21 protein-coding genes and 1 pseudogene are annotated in these 24,517 nt (G+C 42.4%); 4 read left to right on the forward strand and 18 right to left on the reverse strand.

All coding sequences use genetic code 11. The annotated features are described in order from the left end of the window. Positions 1-65: 65 nt before the first annotated feature. The 4 genes from glrR to purL all read right to left on the reverse strand — a co-directional run bounded on the left by glrR (position 66) and on the right by purL (position 8,522). On the reverse strand, positions 66-1,403 hold the full coding sequence (gene glrR, locus AC5JQI_RS13185; RefSeq protein ID WP_493912491.1) for a two-component system response regulator GlrR: 1,338 nt from the start codon (positions 1,401-1,403) through the stop codon (positions 66-68). A gap of 2 nt (positions 1,404-1,405) precedes the next feature. Then, positions 1,406-2,248 (reverse strand): two-component system QseEF-associated lipoprotein QseG, encoded by an 843-nt coding sequence (gene qseG / locus AC5JQI_RS13190; RefSeq protein ID WP_493912492.1) that lies wholly within the window; start codon positions 2,246-2,248, stop codon positions 1,406-1,408. Positions 2,249-2,253: 5 nt separating this feature from the next. Further along, positions 2,254-3,687: a sensor histidine kinase gene (locus tag AC5JQI_RS13195; protein WP_493912493.1), complete on the reverse strand. Its 1,434-nt coding sequence runs from the start codon at positions 3,685-3,687 to the stop codon at positions 2,254-2,256. Positions 3,688-4,634: 947 nt separating this feature from the next. Next, entirely contained in the window at positions 4,635-8,522 is a 3,888-nt protein-coding gene (purL, locus tag AC5JQI_RS13200; protein WP_493914677.1) for a phosphoribosylformylglycinamidine synthase, read from the reverse strand. A gap of 266 nt (positions 8,523-8,788) precedes the next feature. On the opposite strand from purL, the gene mltF reads away from it, so the two are divergent. Next, positions 8,789-10,330, forward strand: coding sequence for a membrane-bound lytic murein transglycosylase MltF (mltF, locus tag AC5JQI_RS13205; RefSeq protein WP_493912494.1), 1,542 nt, complete (start codon positions 8,789-8,791; stop codon positions 10,328-10,330). A gap of 22 nt (positions 10,331-10,352) precedes the next feature. Here mltF and tadA read toward each other — a convergent pair whose 3' ends face one another. Both tadA and AC5JQI_RS13215 read right to left on the reverse strand, forming a co-directional pair. Further along, positions 10,353-10,883: a tRNA adenosine(34) deaminase TadA gene (gene tadA, locus AC5JQI_RS13210; RefSeq protein WP_493912495.1), complete on the reverse strand. Its 531-nt coding sequence runs from the start codon at positions 10,881-10,883 to the stop codon at positions 10,353-10,355. Between the two features lie 137 nt (positions 10,884-11,020). Beyond that, on the reverse strand, positions 11,021-11,170 hold the full coding sequence (locus AC5JQI_RS13215) for a hypothetical protein (protein WP_493912496.1): 150 nt from the start codon (positions 11,168-11,170) through the stop codon (positions 11,021-11,023). A gap of 115 nt (positions 11,171-11,285) precedes the next feature. Between AC5JQI_RS13215 and AC5JQI_RS13220 the strand changes: the two are divergent. Continuing rightward, positions 11,286-11,483: pseudogene (locus tag AC5JQI_RS13220) on the forward strand (molecular chaperone); the annotation flags it as partial. Positions 11,484-11,672: 189 nt separating this feature from the next. Beyond that, positions 11,673-12,533, forward strand: coding sequence for an AraC family transcriptional regulator (locus AC5JQI_RS13225; protein WP_493912497.1), 861 nt, complete (start codon positions 11,673-11,675; stop codon positions 12,531-12,533). 733 nt (positions 12,534-13,266) lie between these two features. Here AC5JQI_RS13225 and AC5JQI_RS13230 read toward each other — a convergent pair. Then, complete coding sequence (locus AC5JQI_RS13230) at positions 13,267-14,091, reverse strand: DNA-3-methyladenine glycosylase family protein (RefSeq protein WP_493912498.1); 825 nt, start codon at positions 14,089-14,091, stop codon at positions 13,267-13,269. A gap of 564 nt (positions 14,092-14,655) precedes the next feature. Between AC5JQI_RS13230 and AC5JQI_RS13235 the strand changes: the two genes are divergently transcribed. After that, complete coding sequence (locus AC5JQI_RS13235) at positions 14,656-14,916, forward strand: YfhL family 4Fe-4S dicluster ferredoxin (RefSeq protein WP_493912499.1); 261 nt, start codon at positions 14,656-14,658, stop codon at positions 14,914-14,916. Between the two features lie 2 nt (positions 14,917-14,918). Here the strand turns inward: AC5JQI_RS13235 and acpS are convergent, their stop codons facing one another. The 11 genes from acpS to rpoE all read right to left on the reverse strand — a co-directional run bounded on the left by acpS (position 14,919) and on the right by rpoE (position 24,322). Then, entirely contained in the window at positions 14,919-15,299 is a 381-nt protein-coding gene (acpS, locus tag AC5JQI_RS13240; protein ID WP_493912500.1) for a holo-ACP synthase, read from the reverse strand. Next, positions 15,299-16,030, reverse strand: coding sequence for a pyridoxine 5'-phosphate synthase (gene pdxJ, locus AC5JQI_RS13245; RefSeq protein ID WP_493912501.1), 732 nt, complete (start codon positions 16,028-16,030; stop codon positions 15,299-15,301). The genes acpS and pdxJ overlap by 1 nt, the downstream gene beginning before the upstream one ends. Positions 16,031-16,098: 68 nt before the next feature. Beyond that, on the reverse strand, positions 16,099-16,836 hold the full coding sequence (gene recO / locus AC5JQI_RS13250; RefSeq protein ID WP_493912502.1) for a DNA repair protein RecO: 738 nt from the start codon (positions 16,834-16,836) through the stop codon (positions 16,099-16,101). A gap of 9 nt (positions 16,837-16,845) precedes the next feature. Beyond that, on the reverse strand, positions 16,846-17,751 hold the full coding sequence (gene era, locus AC5JQI_RS13255) for a GTPase Era (RefSeq protein WP_237386085.1): 906 nt from the start codon (positions 17,749-17,751) through the stop codon (positions 16,846-16,848). After that, positions 17,748-18,428 carry a ribonuclease III gene (gene rnc / locus AC5JQI_RS13260; RefSeq protein WP_323855346.1) on the reverse strand — a complete coding sequence of 227 codons (681 nt, stop codon included), beginning with the start codon at positions 18,426-18,428 and terminating at the stop codon, positions 17,748-17,750. The genes era and rnc overlap by 4 nt, the downstream gene beginning before the upstream one ends. 219 nt (positions 18,429-18,647) lie before the next feature. Beyond that, entirely contained in the window at positions 18,648-19,625 is a 978-nt protein-coding gene (gene lepB, locus AC5JQI_RS13265) for a signal peptidase I (protein ID WP_493912503.1), read from the reverse strand. Positions 19,626-19,645: 20 nt separating this feature from the next. After that, entirely contained in the window at positions 19,646-21,442 is a 1,797-nt protein-coding gene (lepA, locus tag AC5JQI_RS13270; protein WP_493912504.1) for a translation elongation factor 4, read from the reverse strand. A gap of 218 nt (positions 21,443-21,660) precedes the next feature. Beyond that, positions 21,661-22,119, reverse strand: a complete 459-nt coding sequence (rseC, locus tag AC5JQI_RS13275) for a SoxR-reducing system protein RseC (RefSeq protein ID WP_493914678.1) — start codon at positions 22,117-22,119, stop codon at positions 21,661-21,663. Beyond that, complete coding sequence (gene rseB / locus AC5JQI_RS13280) at positions 22,119-23,078, reverse strand: sigma-E factor regulatory protein RseB (protein ID WP_493912505.1); 960 nt, start codon at positions 23,076-23,078, stop codon at positions 22,119-22,121. Before rseB ends, rseC begins: the two co-directional genes overlap by 1 nt. Further along, entirely contained in the window at positions 23,078-23,713 is a 636-nt protein-coding gene (gene rseA, locus AC5JQI_RS13285; protein WP_493912506.1) for an anti-sigma-E factor RseA, read from the reverse strand. Before rseA ends, rseB begins: the two co-directional genes overlap by 1 nt. A 33-nt stretch (positions 23,714-23,746) precedes the next feature. Further along, on the reverse strand, positions 23,747-24,322 hold the full coding sequence (gene rpoE, locus AC5JQI_RS13290; protein WP_237386092.1) for an RNA polymerase sigma factor RpoE: 576 nt from the start codon (positions 24,320-24,322) through the stop codon (positions 23,747-23,749). Positions 24,323-24,517: the final 195 nt, after the last annotated feature.

Below are 24,517 nucleotides of genomic sequence, written 5' to 3' on the forward strand. Positions count from 1 at the left end.
TCATTAGGTATATTAGATAGATACAATTTTTATTCAGTGTAAGAATTTTTGAAATGGTCGAAAAGTTATTCTTTAAAATCACTGGCATCCAACTGATGCCTGGCCAGCAATTTATAGAATTCAGTCCGGTTACGCCCTGCCATGCGAGCAGCATGTGTTACATTGCCTTTGGTTATTTGCAGTAATTTGCGCAGATAATTCAGTTCAAATTGCCCACGAGCTTCCACAAATGTCGGCAATGCCGTATTTTCCCCTTCCAGTGCCTGTATAACTAGCGCATCACTGATTACAGGAGCAGTTGTCAATGCAACACATTGCTCAATCACGTTAACCAATTGACGAACATTACCCGGCCAACTTGCCGCCATCAGACATTTCATCGCATTAGTGGAGAAGCTGCGAACAAAGGGTTTGTGACGTTTGGCTGATACCCGCAATAGATGATTGGCTAATAGGGGAATATCTTCCGCACGTTCATTCAGTGTAGGGATTTTCAGGTTAACGACGTTCAATCGATAGTAGAGATCTTCACGAAATTCACTTCGTTGCATCGCCTTTGGCAAATCACGGTGAGTAGCAGAAATAATTCTGACATCAATGTCTATGTCACGATTACTCCCTAACGGACGAACTTTGCGCTCCTGCAAAACTCTCAATAATTTCACTTGCAGCGCCAATGGCATATCACCGATCTCATCAAGGAACAATGTTCCTCCCTGAGCCGCCAGAAATAACCCTTCCCGGCTGCTGACCGCGCCAGTAAATGCGCCTTTGGCATGACCAAATAATTCAGATTCAAGCAGCTGTTCAGGTAAAGCGCCGCAGTTAATCGCAATAAAAGGCTTTTTCGCCCGGGGACTTGCCCGGTGAATAGCTTGAGCCACCACTTCTTTACCGGTTCCACTTTGCCCATTAATCAGGACACTGACATCCGATTGAGCCACCATCTTTGCCTGTTCCAACAGACGTAACATTAAAGGGCTGCGGGTTACAATCTGCTCGCTCCATTGTCCATCTACAGCGGGTGTTGATAGCTCCAGTGCTTCATCTATGGCTTTATAAAGAGCTTCACGATCAACGGGTTTGGTCAGAAAACTAAATACGCCTTGCTGAGTTGCCGCTACTGCATCAGGAATGGAACCATGTGCGGTCAAAATGATCACTGGCATGCCAGGATGTTGTTTCTGTATTTCAGCAAACAATGCCATTCCATCCATTTCATCCATGCGCAAGTCGCTGATCACTAAATCCACTTTTTCTTTCACCAACATTCGCAATGCTTCATGACCATTCTCAACGGTCGTGACACGGAAACCTTCGCTGGTCAGACGCATTCCCAATAGTTTTAACAAGCTAGGATCATCATCAACTAAGAGAAGATGGGCGGGATTGCGTACTGTCATTATTATTCAGCTCCTTTTTCTTCTGGAGAGTTAATTTCTGTTTTAAGCTCCGGATTTGTTGCCGATTTATCTTCCGATATCAATTTACTGGATGAGGAGTTTGTGTCACTCACGTTACCTATATCACCGGAAGTAGCAGCATTGTTCTGATCTTGTTTGCGGGAGGAAAGCTGGCGTTCGATATCTGTCAGATTTTCGAGTTTGCGGGATATTGAGCGAAGATCATATTCTAAGCGTGCCCGAACCTCTTTTAAGCGATCTATTTTGTTATCACTGTCGAGTTGGAGTCGCTGGAATTTAATTCTTTCTTCGGCAAGGTTAATTTTCAAGTATTGCTGTTCACGCCACAATTGTAATAATGGCCGCAAAGCGACAGGAAACTGGGCACTATACTGATTGAGGTTTTCGACAATTTTCCGGCGTTCAGCTAATGCAGGCGTAGCCCTGTTAATCAGGATACTCTGTTTAAATACCTGTTCCCAATCAGTCAGAGAGAAATTTTTTGCCATCTCACGAGCATCTGCTGAAGACAGCCGGTCCGTACAATCTGTAAATCTCAGCCAATAAAGCCCATTTTCCAGTGCCTTTGGTTTGGTCATATCCCAGATTACATCACACTCCTTAAAACGGTAATCCGTGACATGCTGCTCCGGTAGAATAGATTCCGCAATTGTTGCCAATTTATCTGTTCCGCTCGTTTTAGCACACCCAGCCAGTAAATAGGGAACGAGCAATAACAACACGGTACGGAAACGTAAAACCGGAACCCGGGCCAAAACCGGCTGAGTCACAATACCCTGCTGTTCCGTCTTCGTCATAAAGCGGTAAATAAATCTGTTATACATATTATTTAATCATTCTCTGCGGTTAATGGCAGTTCAATTCGAAAACATACGTCAGCAAATTCGGGTTCTATCAAATGAAGCTCTCCCCTCATCTGTTTAATACAATCTTGCGCAATACTCAAGCCAAGTCCACTTCCTTTCACTGCCCCTTTTCGCTGGAGCTTTCCTTGATAAAACGGCTCAAAAATCATACTCTTTTCTAATTCAGGGATAGGCGTTCCTGTATTGGCAATATCGATCTGAAGATTTTTTCCCACTTGCCGACTGGCAATCCAGATGTTACCGGATTCAGCGCCATAGTGCACTGCATTGGAGTAGAGATTATCAATCACTCTTGTCAATAAATTTGGTTCCGCCCAGCACATATCCATATCTAATTGAATTTCTGTATGAATATTTTTTGTGCGTGCCGGTAGCTGATGCGATAATACAACACCATCCACAATTTCTTTTAAAGACACAATCTGGTGTTCTGCGGCACCATCTGCCAATTTTCGATTATATTCGAGCAGTTGTTCAATGAGCTGCTGTAAATGCCTGCTACTGCTATCCAGAATGCTCACGATTTCTCTTTGGTCTTCTGTCAGTGACCCTGCTATTTCATCCGCCAATAACTCAGTACCTTCACGCATACTTGCCAGAGGTGTTTTCAATTCGTGGGAGATATGGCGTAAAAATTCATGCCGCTGAGATTCCAGCCAAGATAAACGTTCGCTCAGCCAAATAATACGCTGTGCCAGTGATCGCAATTCCCGCGGGCCTTTAAAGGACTCAATTTCTAATGACTGCCCTTCTCCCAACCGATTGATCATCCGTTCGATACGTTTCACTGGTCCGATGATCATGCGTGTAAATAGCGTTATCAAGAATGCACTTAGCAAGAATAAGATAAGGCTCTGCCAACCAAAGAATTGTCCTTTATCTGCAATATCTTTTTGTAATTGTTCACCCCGACTAAAAATGATCTTACGGATTTCCTGTACCAGAAGATTATTAGTGGTAGAAAATTCTTCAAGTAATTTGGATGAGGTAGGTTCTGGGACACCGTTGTTACAGGAAATTTTGGTCAAGCCTGCCAGTAATTCGTTAAACTTTTTTGTATATTCAGTATTACCCAGCATGGTTATCTGATTGCCGAGCATACTCGTATATTGACGATATTGGCGTTGATAAAGTTTCTCCAGCCTGGCATCACCCAATACACAATATTGGCGGTAACTGCGTTCCATCTCAAAGACAACGCCACTCATCGCTTCGCTACGACGGGCATCCGCCAGAGTAGAGCTATTGATTTCTGCGGCGTGAGTACTGAGCTGGTCAAGGCTCTGATAAGCCTGATAAGCCAACACCAATAATGGCAATAATACTAGCCAGAAAGCCATTACAACCAATTGGCGCAGTGAGCGCGGAAATAAACGCCATTTTTTCAAAGAAATCATCTTATAACCTGCAATTACATTGATGCCAATTGGCATAAAACGAAGAAGAACGTCTGCCAAATGATGAATTCTAAAGTTACTCTTTCTCTTCTTTTTTGAAAACGCTTGAAAATAATAATTGAAAATAGTGGATGATTTGAAGTGATGCGGGTACGTACATAAACACGATGGACAGGAGTCACCTGTAATAATGACGGCGGGATAGTAACTTTGTTTACTATCCCGCCAGTGAGGAACCTCATGCTACCTGATGAACCTATAGCATATAGGTGGTGCCTCACTCCACGTGTCGCCCTGTGTTTGATAAGGCCCGAAAGCGAGTATCATTAAGTTGGACGGTAGGCACCTTACTTCGGCATCATTCTGGGCTTATGTGGCATGTTTCCACCTAATTGCGGGCCGACATAAAAAATTGAATGAGCAACTGGCCTGTATTATGCACATTGCGTGCCAAATTGTAAAATATTTTTTAATGCATTGATTTTATTGTTAATTTAAAAATAAATATATTCATTTATTTTTCTAATTAAAATTTTCTGATGCCTGATCTGTATTTTTGTCGTCAATTTATGACACTTAGCCACATTTAGATATTTTATCATTAATATCATGCTATTAAATGTCTCCTATTTGAGACATCAGAGAGTCACATTGTCGCAATATGGAGACAATGATAATAACATTCATCAACAATGCCAAATCGACGACGAAATACCCTCTGCTCTTTCTTTTTTCTGATGTCACTTCAGCACATCTCAATACGAAATGGGTTTCCCTGGTTCAGTGAGATCCAGTGATAACAAAAGATTTGATCTCAGACCAATTAAGACCAATAAGGTCAAGTACACGTGAAGGATAGAAAATTAGCGTTGGAATAAATATATCGATTAAAAATAAAGGCTCTGATAAATTTTCAGAGCCTTTTCAGAAGAAGATATTATGAGAAATTACCCTAATTGTTTACGCGCATTGCGGAAAATACGCATCCACGGGCTATCTTCTCCCCACTCTTTAGGATGCCAAGAATTACTGACAGTACGGAATACCCTTTCAGGATGAGGCATCATCACTGTGGCTCGACCATCAAGGCTGGTAACTGAGGTAATGCCATTGACAGAGCCATTCGGGTTTACCGGATAATTTTCAGTCACCGAACCGTAGTTATCCACAAAGCGCAGTGCTACCTGTTGGTGTTTTTCAAGTTCCTGCAAACTTTGACTGTTTCTGAATTCCACCTGACCTTCACCGTGGGCAACGGCAATTGGTAAACGAGAACCTACCATCTCTGTCAAGAACAATGAAGGGCTGTCTGCCACTTCCACTAAGCTGAAACGTGCTTCATAGCGTTCTGAACGGTTACGGACAAAACGAGGCCAGTGCTCTGTACCCGGAATCAGTTCGTGCAGGTTCGACATCATCTGACAACCGTTGCACACCCCAAGAGCCAAAGTATCCGGCCTTGCAAAGAAATTCGCAAAATCATCGCGTACCCGTGAATTAAACAGAATGGATTTCGCCCATCCTTCACCCGCACCAAGTACATCTCCATATGAAAAGCCACCACAAGCGACTAATGTTTGGAATTGCTCAAGCGTGATCCGGCCACTCAACAAATCACTCATGTGAACATCTACGGCCTCAAAACCGGCGCGGTGGAATGCAGCCGCCATCTCAACATGAGAGTTAACGCCCTGTTCACGCAGCACGGCAACGCGTGGTCGTATTTGTTTCGAAATGTAACAGGCTGCAATATCTTCGCTAGGATCAAAAGATAACTTCACATTCAAACCGGGATCGTTCACATCCTGTTTCATCTGATGTTCTTGGTCAGCACATTCAGGATTATCGCGTAAACTTTGCATCTGCCATGTTGTTTCTGCCCACCATAAACGCAAAGTGCTGCGATTTTGACGGTAAACTTCCATATTTTTACTGGAAATGACAAAATCATCGCCTGTTTGAGCTTTACCTAAATAGTGTACGTTTTCACTCAAACCATAATCTGCCAGTAGATTCTCAACCCGCTCCCTGTCCGTTTCCCGAATCTGAATCACTGCCCCTAATTCTTCGCTAAACAGAGCAGCCAAAACATCTTCATCAAAAGCACTGATATCAGCATGCAGCCCACAATGTCCGGCAAAAGCCATTTCTGCTAATGTTACCAGCAGGCCGCCATCAGAGCGGTCGTGATAAGCCAACAGTTTTTGTTCTGCAATCAATTGCTGAATTGCATTGAAGAAGCCTTTTAGTTGCTCAATATCACGAACATCTGCGGTTTTATCACCAAGCTGGCGATAAACCTGAGCCAATGCGGTTCCTCCCAAGGCATTCTGTCCTTGCCCCAGATCGATTAGCAGCAATGCGTTATCATCTTCCGCAGATAGTTCTGGCGTCACTGTGCAACGTACATCTTCCACACGAGCAAATGCACTGATAACCAATGAAAGTGGCGAAGTCATTTCACGCTCTTCTCCATCCTGATTCCAACGGGTTTTCATTGACATAGAGTCTTTGCCTACCGGAATGGTCAGGCCGAGCGCAGGACACAATTCTTCTCCCACAGCTTTTACCGCAGCATACAGGCCCGCATCTTCACCTGCATGGCCTGATGCTGACATCCAGTTAGCGGATAACTTCACTCGTTTCAGATCCTGCACATAGGCAGAAGCGATATTAGTCAACGCTTCCCCGACAGCCACGCGTGCCGATGCAGCAAAATCCAGTAATGCAACTGGCGCGCGCTCACCTATTGACATGGCTTCACCATAATAGCTATCAAGACTGGCTGTAGTCACAGCGCAATCCGCAACAGGAATTTGCCACGGGCCAACCATTTGATCGCGGGCAACCATGCCTGTTATAGAACGATCTCCAATTGTAATCAGGAATGTTTTCTCGGCAACAGCAGGTAAATGCAGGACTCGTTTTACCGCTTCCGCGAGGTCAATGCCCTTACGCTCAAGACTTTTTCCATGAGCTTGCAAAACCTGTACATTTTTCAACATCTTTGGTGTCTTGCCGAGTAAAACATCCAGAGGCATATCAATTGGCTGGTTCTCGAAATGTCTATCATTCAGCAACAGATGTCGTTCTTCTGTAGCCTCTCCAATCACAGCATAAGGAGCACGCTCACGACGGCACAATTCTTCAAATAGTGTAAGTTGTTCTGGTGCCACGGCCAGAACATAACGTTCCTGAGATTCATTGCACCATACCTGCAATGGACTCATTCCTGGCTCATCATTCAGAATATCACGTAGCTCAAAACGACCGCCTCGACCGCCATCATTGACTAACTCAGGCATGGCATTTGATAATCCACCAGCACCTACATCATGGATAAACAGAATTGGGTTTTTGTCTCCCAGCTGCCAGCAACTATCGATGACTTCCTGACAACGGCGCTCCATCTCTGCATTATCACGTTGCACAGACGCAAAATCCAAATCAGCATCGGATTGACCTGATGTCATTGACGATGCTGCGCCGCCCCCTAAGCCGATATTCATGCTTGGCCCGCCCAGCACAATGAGTTTTGCTCCGACCGGGATATCTCCTTTCCGAACGTGCTCTTCACGAATGTTTCCAATACCCCCCGCAAGCATGATGGGTTTGTGATAACCACGCAGCTCTGTGCCATTATGGGAATATACGTTTTCTTCATAGGTTCTGAAATATCCCAGCAACGCTGGACGCCCGAATTCGTTGTTGAAAGCCGCGCCACCCAACGGACCTTCCAGCATAATGTCCAAGGCACTGACAATTCTCTCAGGCTTACCGAAATTCTCTTCCCACGGCTGTTCAAATCCAGGGATTTTCAAATTTGATACTGAAAAACCGACCAATCCAGCTTTGGGTTTAGCACCCCGTCCTGTCGCTCCTTCATCCCGGATCTCCCCTCCTGAACCTGTCGCAGCACCCGGCCACGGTGATATCGCAGTCGGATGGTTATGAGTTTCAACTTTCATCAAGATATGGACGGGTTCTTGGTGGTAATCATAGATCCCGGTTTCAAGGGCAGGGAAAAAGCGACCAACATGGGAGCCTTCCATTACAGCCGCATTATCTTTATAAGCAGAAAGCACATAATCTGGTGTCTGTTCAAATGTGTTCTTTATCATCTTGAACAGTGATTTAGGTTGGGCCTGTCCATCAATAACCCAATCTGCATTGAAAATTTTGTGGCGGCAATGTTCAGAATTCGCCTGCGCAAACATATAAAGCTCAATGTCTGTCGGATTACGTTCCAATATCTGAAAAGCCTTCACCAAATAATCAATTTCATCTGCCGCCAAAGCCAATCCCAATTCAATATTGGCAGATTCTAGTGCTGCCCGCCCCAATTGCAAAACATCAATTTGCTTCAATGGGGTAGGCTCTTGGTGAGAAAATAACACTTCAGCCTGTTGAAACTGAGTGAATACACTCTCCATCATGCGATCATGCAGTAACGCGGATAAGGTTTGCCACTGAGTATCATTCATTTCAATACATTGGATATAATAAGCAATTCCTCTCTCTAAACGGACAATCGTATTCAGCCCACAATTATGAGCGATATCTGTCGCTTTCGATGACCACGGAGAGATAGTGCCCGGGCGAGGTGTGACTAACAGTAGTTGACCTTTAGGCTCACGCACGGCTAAAGCGGGACCATATTTTAATAATTGATTTAATTTTTCCCGTTCATCTCCGGTGATAGGACGATTAACCTCTGCAAAATGCACATATTCTGCATAGATTTCTGTAACGGGAAGGCACTGATCTTGACACTGGGAAAGGAGCTTAGTAATACGAAACGCTGATAAAGCGGGCGAGCCACGCAGAATTTCCATAATAATAGGTTCTCTCATCTTAGAAGCAAAGCCTGACTGATGCCTCAGGGGAAACTGAAGACATTATAGAGGAATGTTCTCCCCGACGAAACCGTTTGCGTGGTTATTTAACATCCTCTTAATACACGTAATGAAGTTCTAAAATTGGTTTAATAGAGTTGCATTACGCTATTTTGTTCAGCAAAATTCTCGATTACTGGAAATTTAACCATGCTATTATCTTACATTTCATACGGAGCCTAACCACACTGGATAGAGATAACTGTTTGAGTAATATAAAGATAAATTATTTTGTTATCGTTATTATCGCGCTCCTTTCCGCTGCTATCATTGGTCTCAACATTAATTGGCCCAATAAACAGCAGGAGCAGATAAACAAAATTCTGGCACGAGGAGAACTTCGGGTTAGTACCATCTCTTCTCCTCTGATTTCTCTTAACAGCAAAAATGAGCCAACAGGATTTGACTATGAATTGACCAAACGGTTTGCTGATTATCTGGGTGTGAAACTTGTTATTCAGTTTCGCGCCAACATTAATCAGCTTTTTGACGATTTGGAAAACGATAAAGCCGATTTCTTGGCTGCGGGCCTTATCTACAATGAAGAAAGGTTAGATCAGACACGCACTGGCCCAGCCTATTATTTAGTCTTACAACAACTGGTTTATCGCAAAGGGACAACGCGTCCGCGTTCGTTTAATGATTTAAGAGGTAAGTTCATTGTCACAGCGGGTTCAGCCCATGTAAGCGAGCTGAAAAAATGGAAAGAGAAATCTTATCCTGATTTAACCTGGGAAGAGACATCACGCGAAAATACACAACAATTACTCGAACAAGTGTCCGAAGGAAAAATCGACTATACAATCAGCGATTCAATCAGTCTGGCCCTGCAACAACGTGTTCATCCCAATCTGGCAGTTGCTTTTGATGTCAGTGAAGAACGTCCCCTGACCTGGTATTTAAAACGCAATGATGATTATAGTCTTTACTCCGCCATGCTTGATTTTTTCAGCATGCTGGCTGAAGACAGCATTATGTCGCGGCTACAGGAAAAGTATTTCAGCCATGTCAATTCATTCGACTATTTTGATACCATCTCTTTTATCCGTGCTATCAATAATATTTTGCCTACATATCAGCCCATTTTTGAGAAATATGCGGGATCACTGGATTGGCAATTAGTGGCAGCTATTGCATGGCAAGAATCGCATTGGGACCCGCAAGCAACCTCCCCTACTGGCGTCCGTGGTATGATGATGCTGACTCGTCCAACAGCAGAATGGGCGGGGATCCACGATCGGCTGGACCCAGAAGAAAGTGTGAAAGGCGGTATGGCTTATCTGCACTACTTAATGGATCGCTTGCCAAAAACCATTCCTGAAGATGAACGTATCTGGTTCGCTCTCGCCGCCTATAACATGGGATACGGGCATATTCTTGATGTTCGTAAGTTAACGGCGGCGCAAAAAGGTAATCCTGATAGTTGGCTGGATGTTAAAGCGCGCCTTCCCCTGCTCAGCAAGAAAAAATACTACACCAATACGACTTACGGTTATGCCCGCGGCTATGAGGCCTATCGCTATGTTGAAAATATCCGGCGTTACTATCTGAGTTTGGAAGGATATCTACAGGCAAAAGCCAACCGTGAGAAAATAGCAGGAGAAGTGCCAGCGGACACAACCAGTGACTCCCAACCTGAAAGTGATAAAACAACAGGTGATAAAGCGGAAGGCACTAAAACCGATTCCAATGAAAAAGCACCGGAAGAGACAACACCGGCGAAAACTGCAACAACACGTCAATCGTAATTGGTTTTTTGATTGTAACTGATTATGACATTTCCTGTTGTTGAGCTTTCAACATCTTCTTCAGTGCCTTATGTTGCTCCCTACGTTGTTTAAAAAAAGAACTCAACATAGTGGAGCACTCTTCTGCCAAAATCCCACCGGTAATTTCAATTTGGTGATTCATTCCGGGATGACGCAATATATCAATCAATGATCCCGCTGCACCCGTTTTCATATCACTGGCTCCATAAACAAGCCGCTGTATCCGGCTGTGTACCATTGCTCCTGCACACATGATACAAGGTTCCAAAGTGACATACAGTGTCGTATTCAGTAAACGGTAATTCTGCAATTGGATGCCACCACGTCGCAAGGCAATAATTTCAGCATGAGCGGTAGGATCATGCTCGGTAATCGGAAGGTTAAACCCTTGCGAAATAATTTTGTTATCTGCCACCAATACAGCGCCGACTGGGATTTCACCTTGTGCCTGTGCTTGCATAGCCAACTCCATTGCCCGACGCATCCAATATTCATCACTATAAATCTCGGTTACTGTATATATTTTTGTCACTGCATATTCTCTTGCTTATGAAAATCCCGCTTATTATAACGAACCATCATTAATATTGTTTAGTCATCTCAATTTGCTGATTCAATCTGAATTTCGTCAAAAAAAGCATCAAGAAACAGCTTCATGCGCTTTGTTCTTTAAGAAGCCATTCTTCTGCCCGATTCAGCCTGAAAACCATCTTCTATTTTAAATAACTTAGTATAAAAATGATCGACAGTATAAGCTCTATCATTATATTCACGTTGCTTTGCCAGAGGATCATGGAAGTCATATAGCGCAGCACCCATGCGACCTGAGGGCTTGATTTCCGGCCTACTTATCTTAAGCTCGCATATCACCCTGAATTACGATAGCATCTGTGCCCTTTTTTTAAAATTTCCATAATTGAAGATGGGGGAGTCTATGTTCATCGGTTTTGACTATGGCACATCGAATTGCGCGGTAGCAGAGATTATCGGGGATACCCCCCAGTTGATTGCTATCGAAAATGATAATTTCTATATGCCTTCCGCGCTGGCTGCACCAACCCGAGAATCAGTTTCTGAGCACTTATTTCGTCATTGGAATATCAGCCCAAGCAACTCAGTAGGTGAACAGCTATTTTCATCACAGGAATATTATTATTTTCTAACATAGTTAGAAGAATTAGCAGAAAGTGATCTATATAAGAATAAAATCAATAATCATTTTTCATTAAAAATAAACCTCTCATTCAGCAATTATTATCATGTCCCAATACTGGCAGTTATATAATATCTCCCTGTACCAAATAGATTGGATATGATGACTATGATTAAACAACGATTGGATGCACTTCTTCGTTATATTGAAGAAAATATCGACACTGATATGGATGGAGAACGTTTGAGCTGTGTTGCAGCTTATTCTAAATATCACTTTCACAGATTATTTTCGGCAAATTATGGTATCGGCGTTTCCGCATATATCAGGCAGCTCCGGTTGAAAAAAGCTATTTATGCTCTGATGTATAGTGATAGTTCAGTGATAGATATTGCTCTTACATGTGGTTATCAGAGTCCAGAAGCCTTCTCAAGAGCATTCAAAAGTGCTGTTGGTCAGAGTCCTATTGAGTTCAGAAAAAAACCTGATTGGTCTATTTGGCATAGTCGATACCAAAACATCAATAATATTAGGACTAAGGTTATGAATGAGAAACTTTCCTCAATTAAAGTAGAAATCATTACTTTCCCAGAGATCTCAGTGGCAGTAATGGAACATAAAGGTGCTCCATCAAATATTGGTAACACCATTAGAGAGTTCAAAGAGTGGAGAATAAGCAATAAATTACCCCCAGAACGGCATAGAACTTTCAACTTTGCTTATGCAGATCCTACAAAAGTTGATCCCAATGAATATCAATTTGATTTATGTGTTGAAATCGCTTCAACCTTTGAGGTTAAACACCCTAAAGTTACTAAAAAAACTATTTCATCAGGAAAATGTGCTTATATAAGGCATATCGGTTCTGATGATGAAATAACCTCTATAATCAATTATTTGTATGCAAATTGGTTATCGGAACATAATCAAGAAGTCCGAGATTCTCCAGCATTCTTTGAGCGTATAAAAATATTTCCAACAGTTCCAGAAGCCGAGGCAGTGACTGATATTTATCTTCCTCTGATGTGAAACGGTTTAAGCTAAGACATCATATACCCGTTGTCTTTTAAATTGTGGGGTGCTAGCCAGTCTAATGAAATAAGTTCTTAACCCCCGCAGCTTGAAACCCATTGGGTGTATAATAATCAGTCAGCTAATCAGAGTTTCTGGTTAGCTGACTGATTATTATAAGTACAAAAAACAAACTAATATTACCCTGGTGTTGGGCGAATAAAAATTATCTATTCAAAATAATGAAAATAATTTGCCTGTACAAAGGAAGAAGTACCTCCCTTGATCTAACGCCCAGACAAACTATCAGTTCTAAATTATATTAATAGTGAAATTAATACACCAGGCAAATGTTAAAATCAACATATAAAGATACAAATGTGATTTTAATGGTTAATCTTTATCCCTATTTGGTGGTTTTCAGATGAAAAATTCAACAGAAAATATTCAACAAAATGATATTAAAGGAAAAATATTCTTAATGCTAAAAAACAGGAATTTGTCATATCTTTCAATGCATACAATATATAAGAATTGACGAGTTCCGAAACTAAAAATGGATTGTTGATTGACTAAGGCCCACGGGATTCGGGCATTCAAATGGTCGAGGCGTTTATCCAGCACTTTCAGATGCAGCTGCTGTTCTTTGAGTTCAAGCAAGAATTCCTGAAATAATTCACGGCTCAACAGGGGTTGGATACTTTACGTAAAGCACCCTATCAGAGATTAGTATGGTATTGACCCTTCGTTATCAATATCCACTACTGGATTGCTGCCTCCATAAATGTGCTCCCACCAGAGCCTTCCATGGAGAAAAATTGACCAACCATTTTTCGGTCTGTTCAGCACTAACTTTATCTTCCTGTCTGAGCAAAAACTGAAGATTGCGTCTTACAGCAACATCACCATGCAGAGAACCATTCAGGTAATTGAACCCTCTTAGCAAAGTATAATTAATCGTCCACATACCAATGCCTTTAATTGAGAGCAAACTATCAATCAGTCGTTGCACTTCATTTTCTCCCTTAGGGATCACTAACTCCAACTCACCAGCATCAATTAATCGACAAACATTCAGCAACGCATTAGCTTTACCAACAGAGAAGCCACACTGACGCAATGCCTGTTCTGAACCCAAATACTGTATGACCTGTTTATGAGCCGGATGACATAATAACCCAGAGGAATGCCGGACACCGATTGCCTGAATAAAGCGCCGCCGAATGGAAATTGCTGCATTCACGCTGATTTGTTGACCAATAATCGCCCAACTTAATGCTTCAAAAGGTGTCGCTGACTGATAAATACGTAAGCCTGCCTGTCTGGTAACCAAGTCGCCAATAACAGGATGAGCTCGATATCTCGATTCAAATCTTTCGATAGGTTGCTTCATACCTAACATATGTAAGGCGAGATCCGATAATTCTTCATGTGAAAAAAAATCCCCATCATCATCAATATAAAGTTGTATTTGTGCCTTGTTATTTTCAATTGCTATCGTCAAAAGAGTTGGCTTTCCGTGCAAAATAATGCCTTTTTCAATTTGATTATTTTGTACGCTTTCAGAAATTCCCATTTCATCTCTTTGATGAAAAGAAAAAAAATCATTAGTGTGATAATTTACAGGTAGGATTATTTCTGTTGAATAGCTTGTTTTCACTATGAAAACTCCAGAAGAACAGATAATTGAGGCAATTGTACGCTCAAAAGCCTATCGTATTAAACTGCAAAACACCAGAATCAAATTTATATTTTGTTAATACATTATTGAGTTCTTTAATCTGGTATTTGGATGGACTTAACATTAATAAATAGATACCGATGCCCATGAATAAAATCACACTTAAGATAACCAGCAAAAAATCTTCTGGCATCTGGATACGGACGTCCAGGCAAATGACTGTACTGACAACAATGAAATGTTTTTATCGTAATGCTACCACCAGCCCTTGTGCGTTGAGTACGCGATAAAGGCGGGGTGATGGTATGAGTTATTGCTTTAACTACTCAAGGGAATGGGTAAAGGAATATTGACTTTAATTTCATAAAGTGACTAATTATTAAGAATCATTCACTTTTAATTGAGTTGAAATGGAGTTATTAAACTCTGTGGTATTGTAAGCAACATATAGAGAATAAAATGGCACTATTAATTACCAAGCGCTGCATCAATTGTGATATGTGTGAACCCGAGTGCCCTAATCAGGCCATCACAATGGGAGCGGAAATCTACGAAATTGAACCTGAATGCTGTACCGAATGTGTCGGGCATTACGAAAAACCAACTTGCCAGTCTGTCTGCCCGATCACTAATACCATTATTCTCGATCCTAACCATAAGGAAACGGAAGAACAATTGTGGGATAAGTTTGTACTCTTACATCATGCAGATAAGATCTGAATTTAGCTTTCTAATATCACCGTTGCACAAGCATAACGACGCTCGTCCGCCAAAGTGACATGCATGGATCTTACATTCAATTTGTTAGCCAATATATCAGCCTCTCCATGAAGTTTTAATGTGGGTTTTCCCAGTGGATCATTAATCACTTCAAATTGATTAAAGGCCAGACCATTGCGAATGCCTGTACCAAGCGCTTTAGCTGCCGCTTCCTTGACGGCAAACCGTTTTGCAAGGAAGCGGATTGGCTGGTTATGCTGTTGATATTGCAACCATTCCCCATCGCTCAAAATTCGTTTTGCCAGACGTTCTCCAGAACGCCCGACAATCTCCTCAATACGGGATATTTCAACAATATCAGTACCTAATCCAATAATAGCCATTAACGGTGTGCTTCCCGCAGCAACGTTTTCATGTCAGCTACAGCAGCAGATAAGCCGCTGAATACAGCACGGCCTATGATGGCATGACCAATATTCAATTCATAAATCTCAGGCAAAGCGGCGATACGCTGTACATTATGATAGGTTAAACCGTGACCTGCATTGACCTTAAGGCCTTTTTCTGCCGCGTACGTTACCGCCTCTTTAATGCGCTGGAACTCTTTTTCCTGCTGTATCTCATCCTCAGCATCGGCATATGCACCAGTATGGATTTCAATAAATGGTGCACCGACTTCAACAGCAGCATCAATTTGCTGCGGATCTGCATCAATAAACAAAGAAACCAGAATGCCTGCTTCTGATAAGATCTTCACTGCCTCAATAATGTGCTCTTTTTGTCCAAGCACGTCCAATCCTCCTTCTGTTGTTACTTCCTGACGTTTTTCAGGAACCAAGCAACAAAAAGCAGGTTTGATTTGAGTCGCAATACCAACCATCTCGTCGGTTACTGCCATTTCGAGATTCATGCGAGTTTGAATCGTTCTTTTTAATAATTGAACATCTCTATCAGTAATATGGCGGCGATCTTCGCGCAGGTGAATCGTTATACCATCAGCTCCCGCCTGTTCTGCTACAAATGCAGCCTGAACAGGATCGGGATATTTTGTCCCACGGGCATTACGTAAGGTCGCAATGTGATCAATGTTGATACCTAACAATACCTCAGCCATTTTTATCTCCTGCAATAGTATAAGATTAAGTAAAGTCTATACTTTTCATTACCGAGAAGTGACTTACTTTAATTTTCATTTTTCTTGTTGGGATTATCAGTTTTTTTACGCACGAATCGACGAAATAGTTCACGGCTTTTTAACGGTTTTCCCCCCAAATAAGGCTTCAATGCAATGCGGGTAAAACGTTTAGCCGATTTCAATGTGGCGTAGTCAGGAAACTCACCGACTGACAACGCTTTTAGCTCATAACCAGTAAAGCTGTAGTTATCAATAATCAGACTAGCGATAAACCCTTTTTCTTCACGGTAACGATAAGTCATAGTATCTGTTACAGGCTCACCACTGCCTGCGCAGTGAAGATAATCAACACCGTATCCCATATTGGCGAGTAAAGCTAATTCAAAGCGGCGCAAAGCATACTCTGGCGTGTATTCACTCGCCGCGAGCACTTGTAAGCATTGGAGATAATCGAAAAAAAGCGCAGGATACGCCGTTCCTTGTTCAAGAACTCTGGACAAAAGTTCATTCACGTACAATCCGCTGTAAAGCACGTTTCCCGTCAAGGGAAGAGCCAGCGAAATAGGCTCTGCGTCTCTTAGCGTTTTGACTTCACCCCGTCCGCTCCAACGGATGAGTAACGGGGTAAAAGGTTGTAAACAACCTTTTAGGTGGGAACGACGGCTGCGTGCCCCTTTTGCTAAGACACATATCCGACCCTCGTTTTCAGTAAAAAAATCCAACAGCAAACTGGTTTCACTGTAAGGGCGTCCATGAAGTACAAAGGCTCTCTGCCAGCCGTCCACAAATCAGCCTTATAAGTCGTCAATGTAACCGAGGCTGCGAAGCGCTCGTTCATCATCAGCCCAACCAGCTTTAACTTTTACCCACAATTCCAAATGGACTTTAGCATCAAACAGCTTTTCCATATCTTGACGGGCTTCTGTTCCAATCGTCTTGATTTTACTACCTTTATTACCAATGACCATTTTCTTCTGGCCATCGCGTTCTACCAGAATCAAACCGTTGATCGTATAACCACCACGTTCATTGGCAGCAAATTGTTCAATTTCCACAGTCACGGAATATGGCAGCTCCTCACCCAAAAAACGCATCAGTTTTTCACGGATAATTTCTGACGCCATGAAACGCTGTGAGCGATCAGTGATATAGTCTTCGGGAAAATGGTGTTCTGCCTGCGGTATATAATCACGCACGATTTTGGCAATCGTATCAACATTCATGCCTTTTTCTGCGCTGATTGGTACAACATCAATAAAATTCATCTGCTGGCTAAGAAAGCCAATGTGTGGCAGAAGAATAGTTTTATCTGTCACGTTGTCCACTTTATTGATGGCAAGCAAAACAGGGCAACGCAAATGACGCAACTTATTCACCACCATTTCATCATCTGGTGTCCAGTGCGTACCTTCCACAACAAAAATAACCAGTTCGACATCACCAATAGAGCTGCTCGCCGCACGGTTCATTAAACGGTTAATCGCTCGTTTTTCTTCAATATGAAGACCCGGTGTATCTACATAGATAATTTGGTAAGCCCCTTCCGTATGAATCCCCATGATGCGATGCCGCGTCGTTTGAGGTTTACGGGAGGTAATGGATACTTTCTGGCCCAATAATTGATTCAATAAAGTCGATTTACCAACGTTAGGGCGCCCGACTATTGCAACAAATCCGCAATAGTTTTTTTCTTCGCTCATTCAAGCTCCAGTTGTTTTAATGCTTGTTCCGCTGCCGCCTGTTCTGCCTTGCGGCGGCTGGAACCTACTCCTCTGACTGGTTGTTCAAATCCACTGACCTGACAGTGAATTGTAAATTCCTGATCGTGTGCTTCCCCACGAACTTGAACAACCAGATATGTTGGCAACGGCAAATGACGCCCTTGCAAATATTCTTGTAAACGTGTTTTGGGATCTTTTTGCTTATCACCAGGGCTAATTTCATTCAAACGAGTTTCATACCAATTCAAGATAATTTGCTCGATTGTCTGAATATCACTATCAAGGAAGATAGCGCCAATTAAAGCCTCAACACTATCCGCTAAAATGGATTCTCGGCGGTGTCCGCCACTTTTTAACTCCCCTGGCCCCAGACGTAGGCATTCACCTAACTCAAATTCTCTGGCCAATTCCGCTAGTGTATTACCACGAACCAATGTTGCACGCATACGGCTCATATCCCCTTCATCAACACGGGGGAAACGGTGGTAAAGCGCATTTGCAATGACAAAACTCAGAATAGAGTCGCCAAGAAATTCCAGACGTTCATTATGCTTACTGCTGGCACTGCGGTGAGTCAACGCTTGGAGCAATAAATCGTGCTGTGTAAAGGTGTACCCGAGTTTATGTTGTAACCGGTGCGTTAGTATGGCGTTCATGTGCTACCAATTCAGTTAGAATTTATCAAATAAAAGCACACGCAACAGACCTGTGAAGCTAATCCTAGATTGTGAAACTATCTCAGATTATATGCCTTACAAAACTGTTGCGTTTGCACTAGCTCCCTAAAATATTATCATCATTAGGGAGCCAGTCATCTCGTTTGAAAGAATATTCTACACTGTGAGATAAATTAATGCTTCGCTAATATATAAATATTAGTGAATTCCACCAATTCGCTCCAAACGAACACCAGTAGGCCACTCACCTTCCTGCTTTTCAAAACTCATCCAAATAGCAGTGGCGCGGCCTACCAGATTTTTCTCCGGCACAAATCCCCATTCACGGCTATCTGCACTATTATCACGATTATCACCCATCATAAAATATTGGCCTTCAGGAACAACCCAAGTACCGAGCGGCAAACCTTCTTGGCGAAAATGTGGTGTAGATATAAACGGAGGTATGGTCAAAATATGATGTGACACATTACCTAAATTTTCTATCCGCTCGCCTTGACGAATAGTATATGGTCCCAACAGTTCATCAAGAGGAACTTGGTAAACACCTTTTAAACGAATTCCCTCTGGTGTTACATCTTCTTTAATGGACCATTCACTTGGGAATATATCCCGATAAACGACGGGTAAATCGCCTTTACATTCTGTGTTCCAACCACAGCCAGGAAAAACCTGAAGCTCTTTTTGGGTATAATCGTAAACAATCTTATCCCCGGGTAAGCCAATAACCCGTTTTACAAAATCCAGGCTTGTATCAAGCGGATATTTGAAAACAGCAATCTCACCACGCTTAGGCTCACCTGTTTTAATTAAAGTTGTTTGCGTGATCGGGTCTTTCAAGCCATAGGCAAATTTTTCTACCAGAATGAAATCCCCAATCAACAATGTTGGCATCATTGAGCCGGAAGGGATCTGAAAAGGTTCATAAATAAAAGAACGTAAGACCAAGACAATGGCTAACACCGGGAAAACAGATGCAAGTGTATCAACCCATACCCATGAAGGTTTGTTAATTTCTTTAGCCACAGCTTCTTGAGCTTCTGTACCTGTTACCTGTTCCTGAATTTGAGCAAGTTTTTTCTTGCGTTCAGGAGCGAGTTTGAACCGATCTACACACCAAAGAATACCGGTGATTAACGTTGCTAACGTTAAGATCAAGGCAAAAGTGTTAGCCATTTAAACTCCTTACAACCTTGTTAGTTATCTTTTCCAACATGCAGAATTGCTAAGAAAGCTTCCTGCGGCAGTTCAACATTTCCTACCTGCTTCATGCGTTTTTTACCTTCTTTCTGCTTCTGCAATAGCTTTTTCTTACGGCTGACGTCACCACCATAACATTTTGCCAGTACATTTTTACGTAACTGTTTTATGGTAGAACGAGCAATAATGTGAGTTCCTATAGCTGCCTGAATTGCAATATCGAATTGCTGACGCGGGATCAAATCTTTCATTTTTTCCACCAGCTCACGCCCACGATATTGTGAATTTTCACGATGAGTAATCAATGCCAATGCATCCACACGTTCACCATTAATCAAAACATCCACACGTACCATGTCTGAATTTTGGAAGCGGGTAAAATTATAATCCAGAGACGCATAACCACGAGAGGTTGATTTCAAGCGGTCAAAGAAATCCAGAACAACTTCAGCCATCGGAATTTCGTAAGTCAGTGCAACCTGATTACCGTGATAAATCATATTAGTCTGTACGCCACGTTTTTCCACGCAGAGTGTAATGACATTGCCAAGGTACTCCTTAGGCAACAACATATGACATTCCGCAATAGGTTCACGCAATTCCTGTATATTATTTAATGCCGGCAGCTTGGATGGGCTATCGACGTAAATAATATCACCATCAGTTGTCTCAACTTCATAAACAACTGTGGGTGCCGTTGTAATTAAATCGAGATCATACTCACGCTTCAGACGTTCCTGAATAATTTCCATATGCAGCAAGCCAAGGAAACCACAACGGAAACCAAAACCCAATGCAGTAGAACTTTCTGGTTCATAGAATAATGAAGCATCATTTAGGCTCAATTTACCCAACGCATCACGGAATGCTTCATAGTCATCAGAACTGATCGGGAACAGACCCGCATAGACCTGTGGTTTAACCTTTTTAAAACCCGGTAATGCTTTTTCTGCTGGTTGACGCGCAGTTGTCAGGGTATCCCCTACTGGTGCTCCCAAAATATCTTTGATAGCACAAACCAACCAACCCACTTCACCGCAATTCAGCACATCACGATCGATACGCTTAGGTGTGAAAATGCCCAGACGGTCAGCGTTATATACCTGCCCTGTGCTCATTACTTTGACTTTATCACCCTTACGCAATGTACCGTTTTTAATACGGACAAGTGAAACAACGCCGAGGTAATTGTCAAACCATGAGTCAATAATCAAAGCCTGTAATGGTGCATTAGGATCACCTTTCGGTGGCGGGATCTCTTTCACCAGACGCTCAATGACATCCTGTACACCTACACCAGTTTTTGCTGAGCAACGAACAGCGTCTGTTGCATCAATGCCAACAATGTCTTCAATTTCTTCTGCGACACGTTCTGGTTCGGCAGCAGGAAGGTCAATTTTGTTGAGAACTGGAACGACTTCCAGATCCATTTCGATAGCGGTATAGCAGTTAGCCAATGTCTGTGCTTCAACACCCTGACCTGCATCAACAACCAACAAAGCACCTTCACAAGCAGCCAACGAGCGGGAAACTTCATAAGAGAAGTCAACATGCCCCGGGGTATCGATAAAGTTTAATTGATAGACTTGCCCGTCATACGACTTGTAATCAAGAGTCACACTTTGTGCCTTGATAGTGATACCACGTTCACGCTCAAGATCCATTGAATCCAGTACTTGCGCCGCCATTTCGCGATCTGACAGTCCCCCACAAATTTGAATAATTCGGTCAGATAGTGTGGACTTACCGTGGTCAATGTGGGCGATAATGGAGAAATTTCGTATTTGCTTCATTATTAAATCTTTTTTGCCTTAATATTTCTGAATCATTCGCCTATGGACACACTGATGGACATAAAGCGACAGTTTATTAGTTCGGCCACTGGCCTGAGGAGTCGTATTCTACATGCCAAACCTATGAAAACCTAGTCATGCCTGTGGTTTTAGGTACGACTCGATAGTTTTCAGTATGAAAAATAACGTCGGAGCACGTATGGTAAAACAGATTATTCTTACTGTAGAACCTTAATCGTATCAGGAGGTAAACCAATTTGTAACACAACTGGCTGATAAGCCTGTAAGGCATCCCAGTATACAGCAATTTTGCGGGCTATTAAGAAACCAGCAAGCCCACCGCCAATTCCGCCTAAACATACCCATAATTGGTCAGATGTCCAAAATTGGAAGAGGGCACTTCCTAAAAATAATCCCAATAATGGTGTTAAATAAACCAACATTGCTGAACGTAACAAACTGCTCTCAGGAATGCCCACTTCAACTTTTTGACCCGGCTGAAGAGGCTGGGAAATTTCCAATTCCAACTGATGGATGCTTTCGGGTCCTATTTTCTCCAGCAAATAAGAACCACACGTAGCTTTAGCCTGACAGCTACCACAACCTGAAGATGAGCCATAGCGCAGTAACGCGCGGCCTTTTTGCCAGCGGACAACCGTTGCCCATTCCTTAACCATCATTTTTCTCCTGTAAACATCACGCTTGCCGCAATTCGCTTGGCTGTTGCGAAAGGCAGCTCACCAATGACAGTGATACTATTTTTACTTCTGGCTAAAGTATAAACCGTTCGTCGGCCTTGTCGAAATGGTTGTTCATCAACAGCCTTTTTGCCTGAGTTCACGACATTTACAGAAAAATTAAATAGACCATCGCTGTACATAATGGATTCTAACCACTCCATTTCTGACAACTTACGACTGTTACGGGAGATTTCTTGAAAACCTTCAGGCATCGTGCCAACCTGCCAATTAAACTTCAATTTTTCAGAAGGAGGAATTAGCAGCATAGGCGGTAATTTTAAATCAGTAATGGCTCGTAGCTCTTCCTTAACATAATCACCAACAATTAATGTTACAATTCGGGATTGCTCAATTACTGTAATATTATCTCTGTCCAATAATTCAATCAGCAGTGGGAGATGGGTTTTCTCATCGATCAAAAGGTTATAGTTATAGCGGGATTCATCCTTCGATATGATACGTACAAAGCTCGTTGGATGATCACCTACATGGGTGCTTCCTACATAAATAAAGCGATAGAATTTCTGTAATTGAGTAAAATCTGCAAAAATGATCGGTGGAAAATAATCTACAATATGGTTGCCATGTAAACTGAATGAATCTAAGCCTGGCTCATAATAACTGATCTGATCACCGCGCTGAATAATTTCTCGGCGTGAACCATCCATTTGTATAATTTGAGCAATCGGTTGACCATCAATAATGGCATGGCGGTAACGTAGCGGAATGAGGAATTGCTGCGCTAAATTAATGAAACCAAGCTCATAATTGAGCGTTTGCACAGCACTGTTCATATCTTGCAACAAAGCTTCGACACTGCTTTGCTGTGCCGAAGCTTTGAAAGGGTTTAACAGACTACCCACCAATAAGAAAATGAAAAACCAAATACGTTTCATTACTGTTGTTGTGCCTGCACTCCAAGAGGCTGATTGATCTGAGTAGCTTTATGATTTTTTTCAGAGTGAATACGTCGCTCAAGCTCATACTGCTGTAACATCGCATCAATTCGTTTATTACTTTCGCGAACTTGCATACCCAAATCCCCCCCGAAGGCTTCGTCATCAACTTGGGCTGCTAAACCAACAGGTGAGGCTGAACCCATAACAGGCAATGTATTGAAAGCCGGGACATCAGATTGAGTATCTGCTTCAACACTATTCCCGCCATTGTATTGTTGGACACCAATAATGACGGCCAGAGATACGCATGCAGCTATGCCGACTTGTGTAATCTGACTCGCCCATGGCCGAATTTTCCCCCAAAACGGCATCTTTTCCCATATTTCAGGTTTTGGCTGAGGTTCTAAAACAACCTCTGGCTTAATATGAACAGGCTCGTTCTCAATTGCCCGTGCCACTTGACTCGCGATGTCCAAATGTAGCACTTCTCCTACATCACCACGCAGAACATCACGGACAAGGTGGTATCTTTCCCACTGTTTCTGCATGGTTGCATCTTCAGAGACCAAATGAACTACTTCACTATCAAGAGCTTCTCCATCCATTAATGCGGAAAGTTTCTCTCTTTGCATGCCAAAGTACCCTTAAATAATTGTTTTGTCCCACTACTGCTGGATTAGCGGTTGAACTTTATTATCAATGGCTTCCCTTGCCCGGAAAATTCTTGAACGCACCGTACCTACAGGACATTCCATGATGTCGGCTATCTCCTCATAGCTCAACCCATCCAACTCCCTGAGTGTAATTGCTACCCTCAAATCTTCCGGAAGCGATTCAATTGTTCGGAAAACCACTTCCTTCAATTCTTCAGACAACATTAAGTTCTCAGGGTTCGAAATTTCTTTTAATGAACTTGATGAATCATAAATTTCCGCATCATTAGCATCCAAATCGTTGGATGGCGGTCGGCGTCCCTGAGCAACTAAATAATTTTTCGCAGTATTAACAGCGATACGATACAACCACGTATAAAAAGCACTATCACCCCGGAAAGAAGAAAGCGCACGATAAGTCTTAATGAAAACCTCTTGGGCAACATCAGGAACATCGCTTTGAGGTACATAACGAGCAATCAAGCTCGCCACTTTATGCTGATATCTTATTACCAGCAAATTAAATGCCTTTTGGTCGCCTTTCTGGACCTGCTCGACCAGCATTTGATCCGTTAACTGCTCGCTCATCCGAGGTTCACTCTCCTGAGATAAAACTCTACATTCATACTAATTTAAACCAAAATGATGTCCTGCTTTCTCGAACAAGCATGACTTTGATTATCAATTTACTGTGAAGTTCAATTTTGGCTATAATTTTATATTATACCCATCTGTCATTTCGCATCAAAGATGCTATATCCAATTGATATTAAAAATTATTTA

Source organism: Xenorhabdus sp. XBWT, from assembly GCF_059072735.1.

Coding starts and splice junctions, on each gene's coding strand:
- glrR (WP_493912491.1), bottom strand. CDS start 1,403: ATGACAGTACGCAATCCCGCCCATCTTCTCTTAGTTGATGATGATCCT.
- qseG (WP_493912492.1), bottom strand. CDS start 2,248: ATGTATAACAGATTTATTTACCGCTTTATGACGAAGACGGAACAGCAG.
- AC5JQI_RS13195 (WP_493912493.1), bottom strand. CDS start 3,687: ATGATTTCTTTGAAAAAATGGCGTTTATTTCCGCGCTCACTGCGCCAA.
- purL (WP_493914677.1), bottom strand. CDS start 8,522: ATGGAAATTCTGCGTGGCTCGCCCGCTTTATCAGCGTTTCGTATTACT.
- AC5JQI_RS13215 (WP_493912496.1), bottom strand. CDS start 11,170: ATGGGTGCTGCGCTATATGACTTCCATGATCCTCTGGCAAAGCAACGT.
- AC5JQI_RS13225 (WP_493912497.1), top strand. CDS start 11,673: ATGATTAAACAACGATTGGATGCACTTCTTCGTTATATTGAAGAAAAT.
- AC5JQI_RS13230 (WP_493912498.1), bottom strand. CDS start 14,091: ATGGGAATTTCTGAAAGCGTACAAAATAATCAAATTGAAAAAGGCATT.
- AC5JQI_RS13235 (WP_493912499.1), top strand. CDS start 14,656: ATGGCACTATTAATTACCAAGCGCTGCATCAATTGTGATATGTGTGAA.
- acpS (WP_493912500.1), bottom strand. CDS start 15,299: ATGGCTATTATTGGATTAGGTACTGATATTGTTGAAATATCCCGTATT.
- pdxJ (WP_493912501.1), bottom strand. CDS start 16,030: ATGGCTGAGGTATTGTTAGGTATCAACATTGATCACATTGCGACCTTA.
- era (WP_237386085.1), bottom strand. CDS start 17,751: ATGAGCGAAGAAAAAAACTATTGCGGATTTGTTGCAATAGTCGGGCGC.
- rnc (WP_323855346.1), bottom strand. CDS start 18,428: ATGAACGCCATACTAACGCACCGGTTACAACATAAACTCGGGTACACC.
- lepB (WP_493912503.1), bottom strand. CDS start 19,625: ATGGCTAACACTTTTGCCTTGATCTTAACGTTAGCAACGTTAATCACC.
- lepA (WP_493912504.1), bottom strand. CDS start 21,442: ATGAAGCAAATACGAAATTTCTCCATTATCGCCCACATTGACCACGGT.
- rseC (WP_493914678.1), bottom strand. CDS start 22,119: ATGGTTAAGGAATGGGCAACGGTTGTCCGCTGGCAAAAAGGCCGCGCG.
- rseB (WP_493912505.1), bottom strand. CDS start 23,078: ATGAAACGTATTTGGTTTTTCATTTTCTTATTGGTGGGTAGTCTGTTA.
- rseA (WP_493912506.1), bottom strand. CDS start 23,713: ATGCAAAGAGAGAAACTTTCCGCATTAATGGATGGAGAAGCTCTTGAT.
- rpoE (WP_237386092.1), bottom strand. CDS start 24,322: ATGAGCGAGCAGTTAACGGATCAAATGCTGGTCGAGCAGGTCCAGAAA.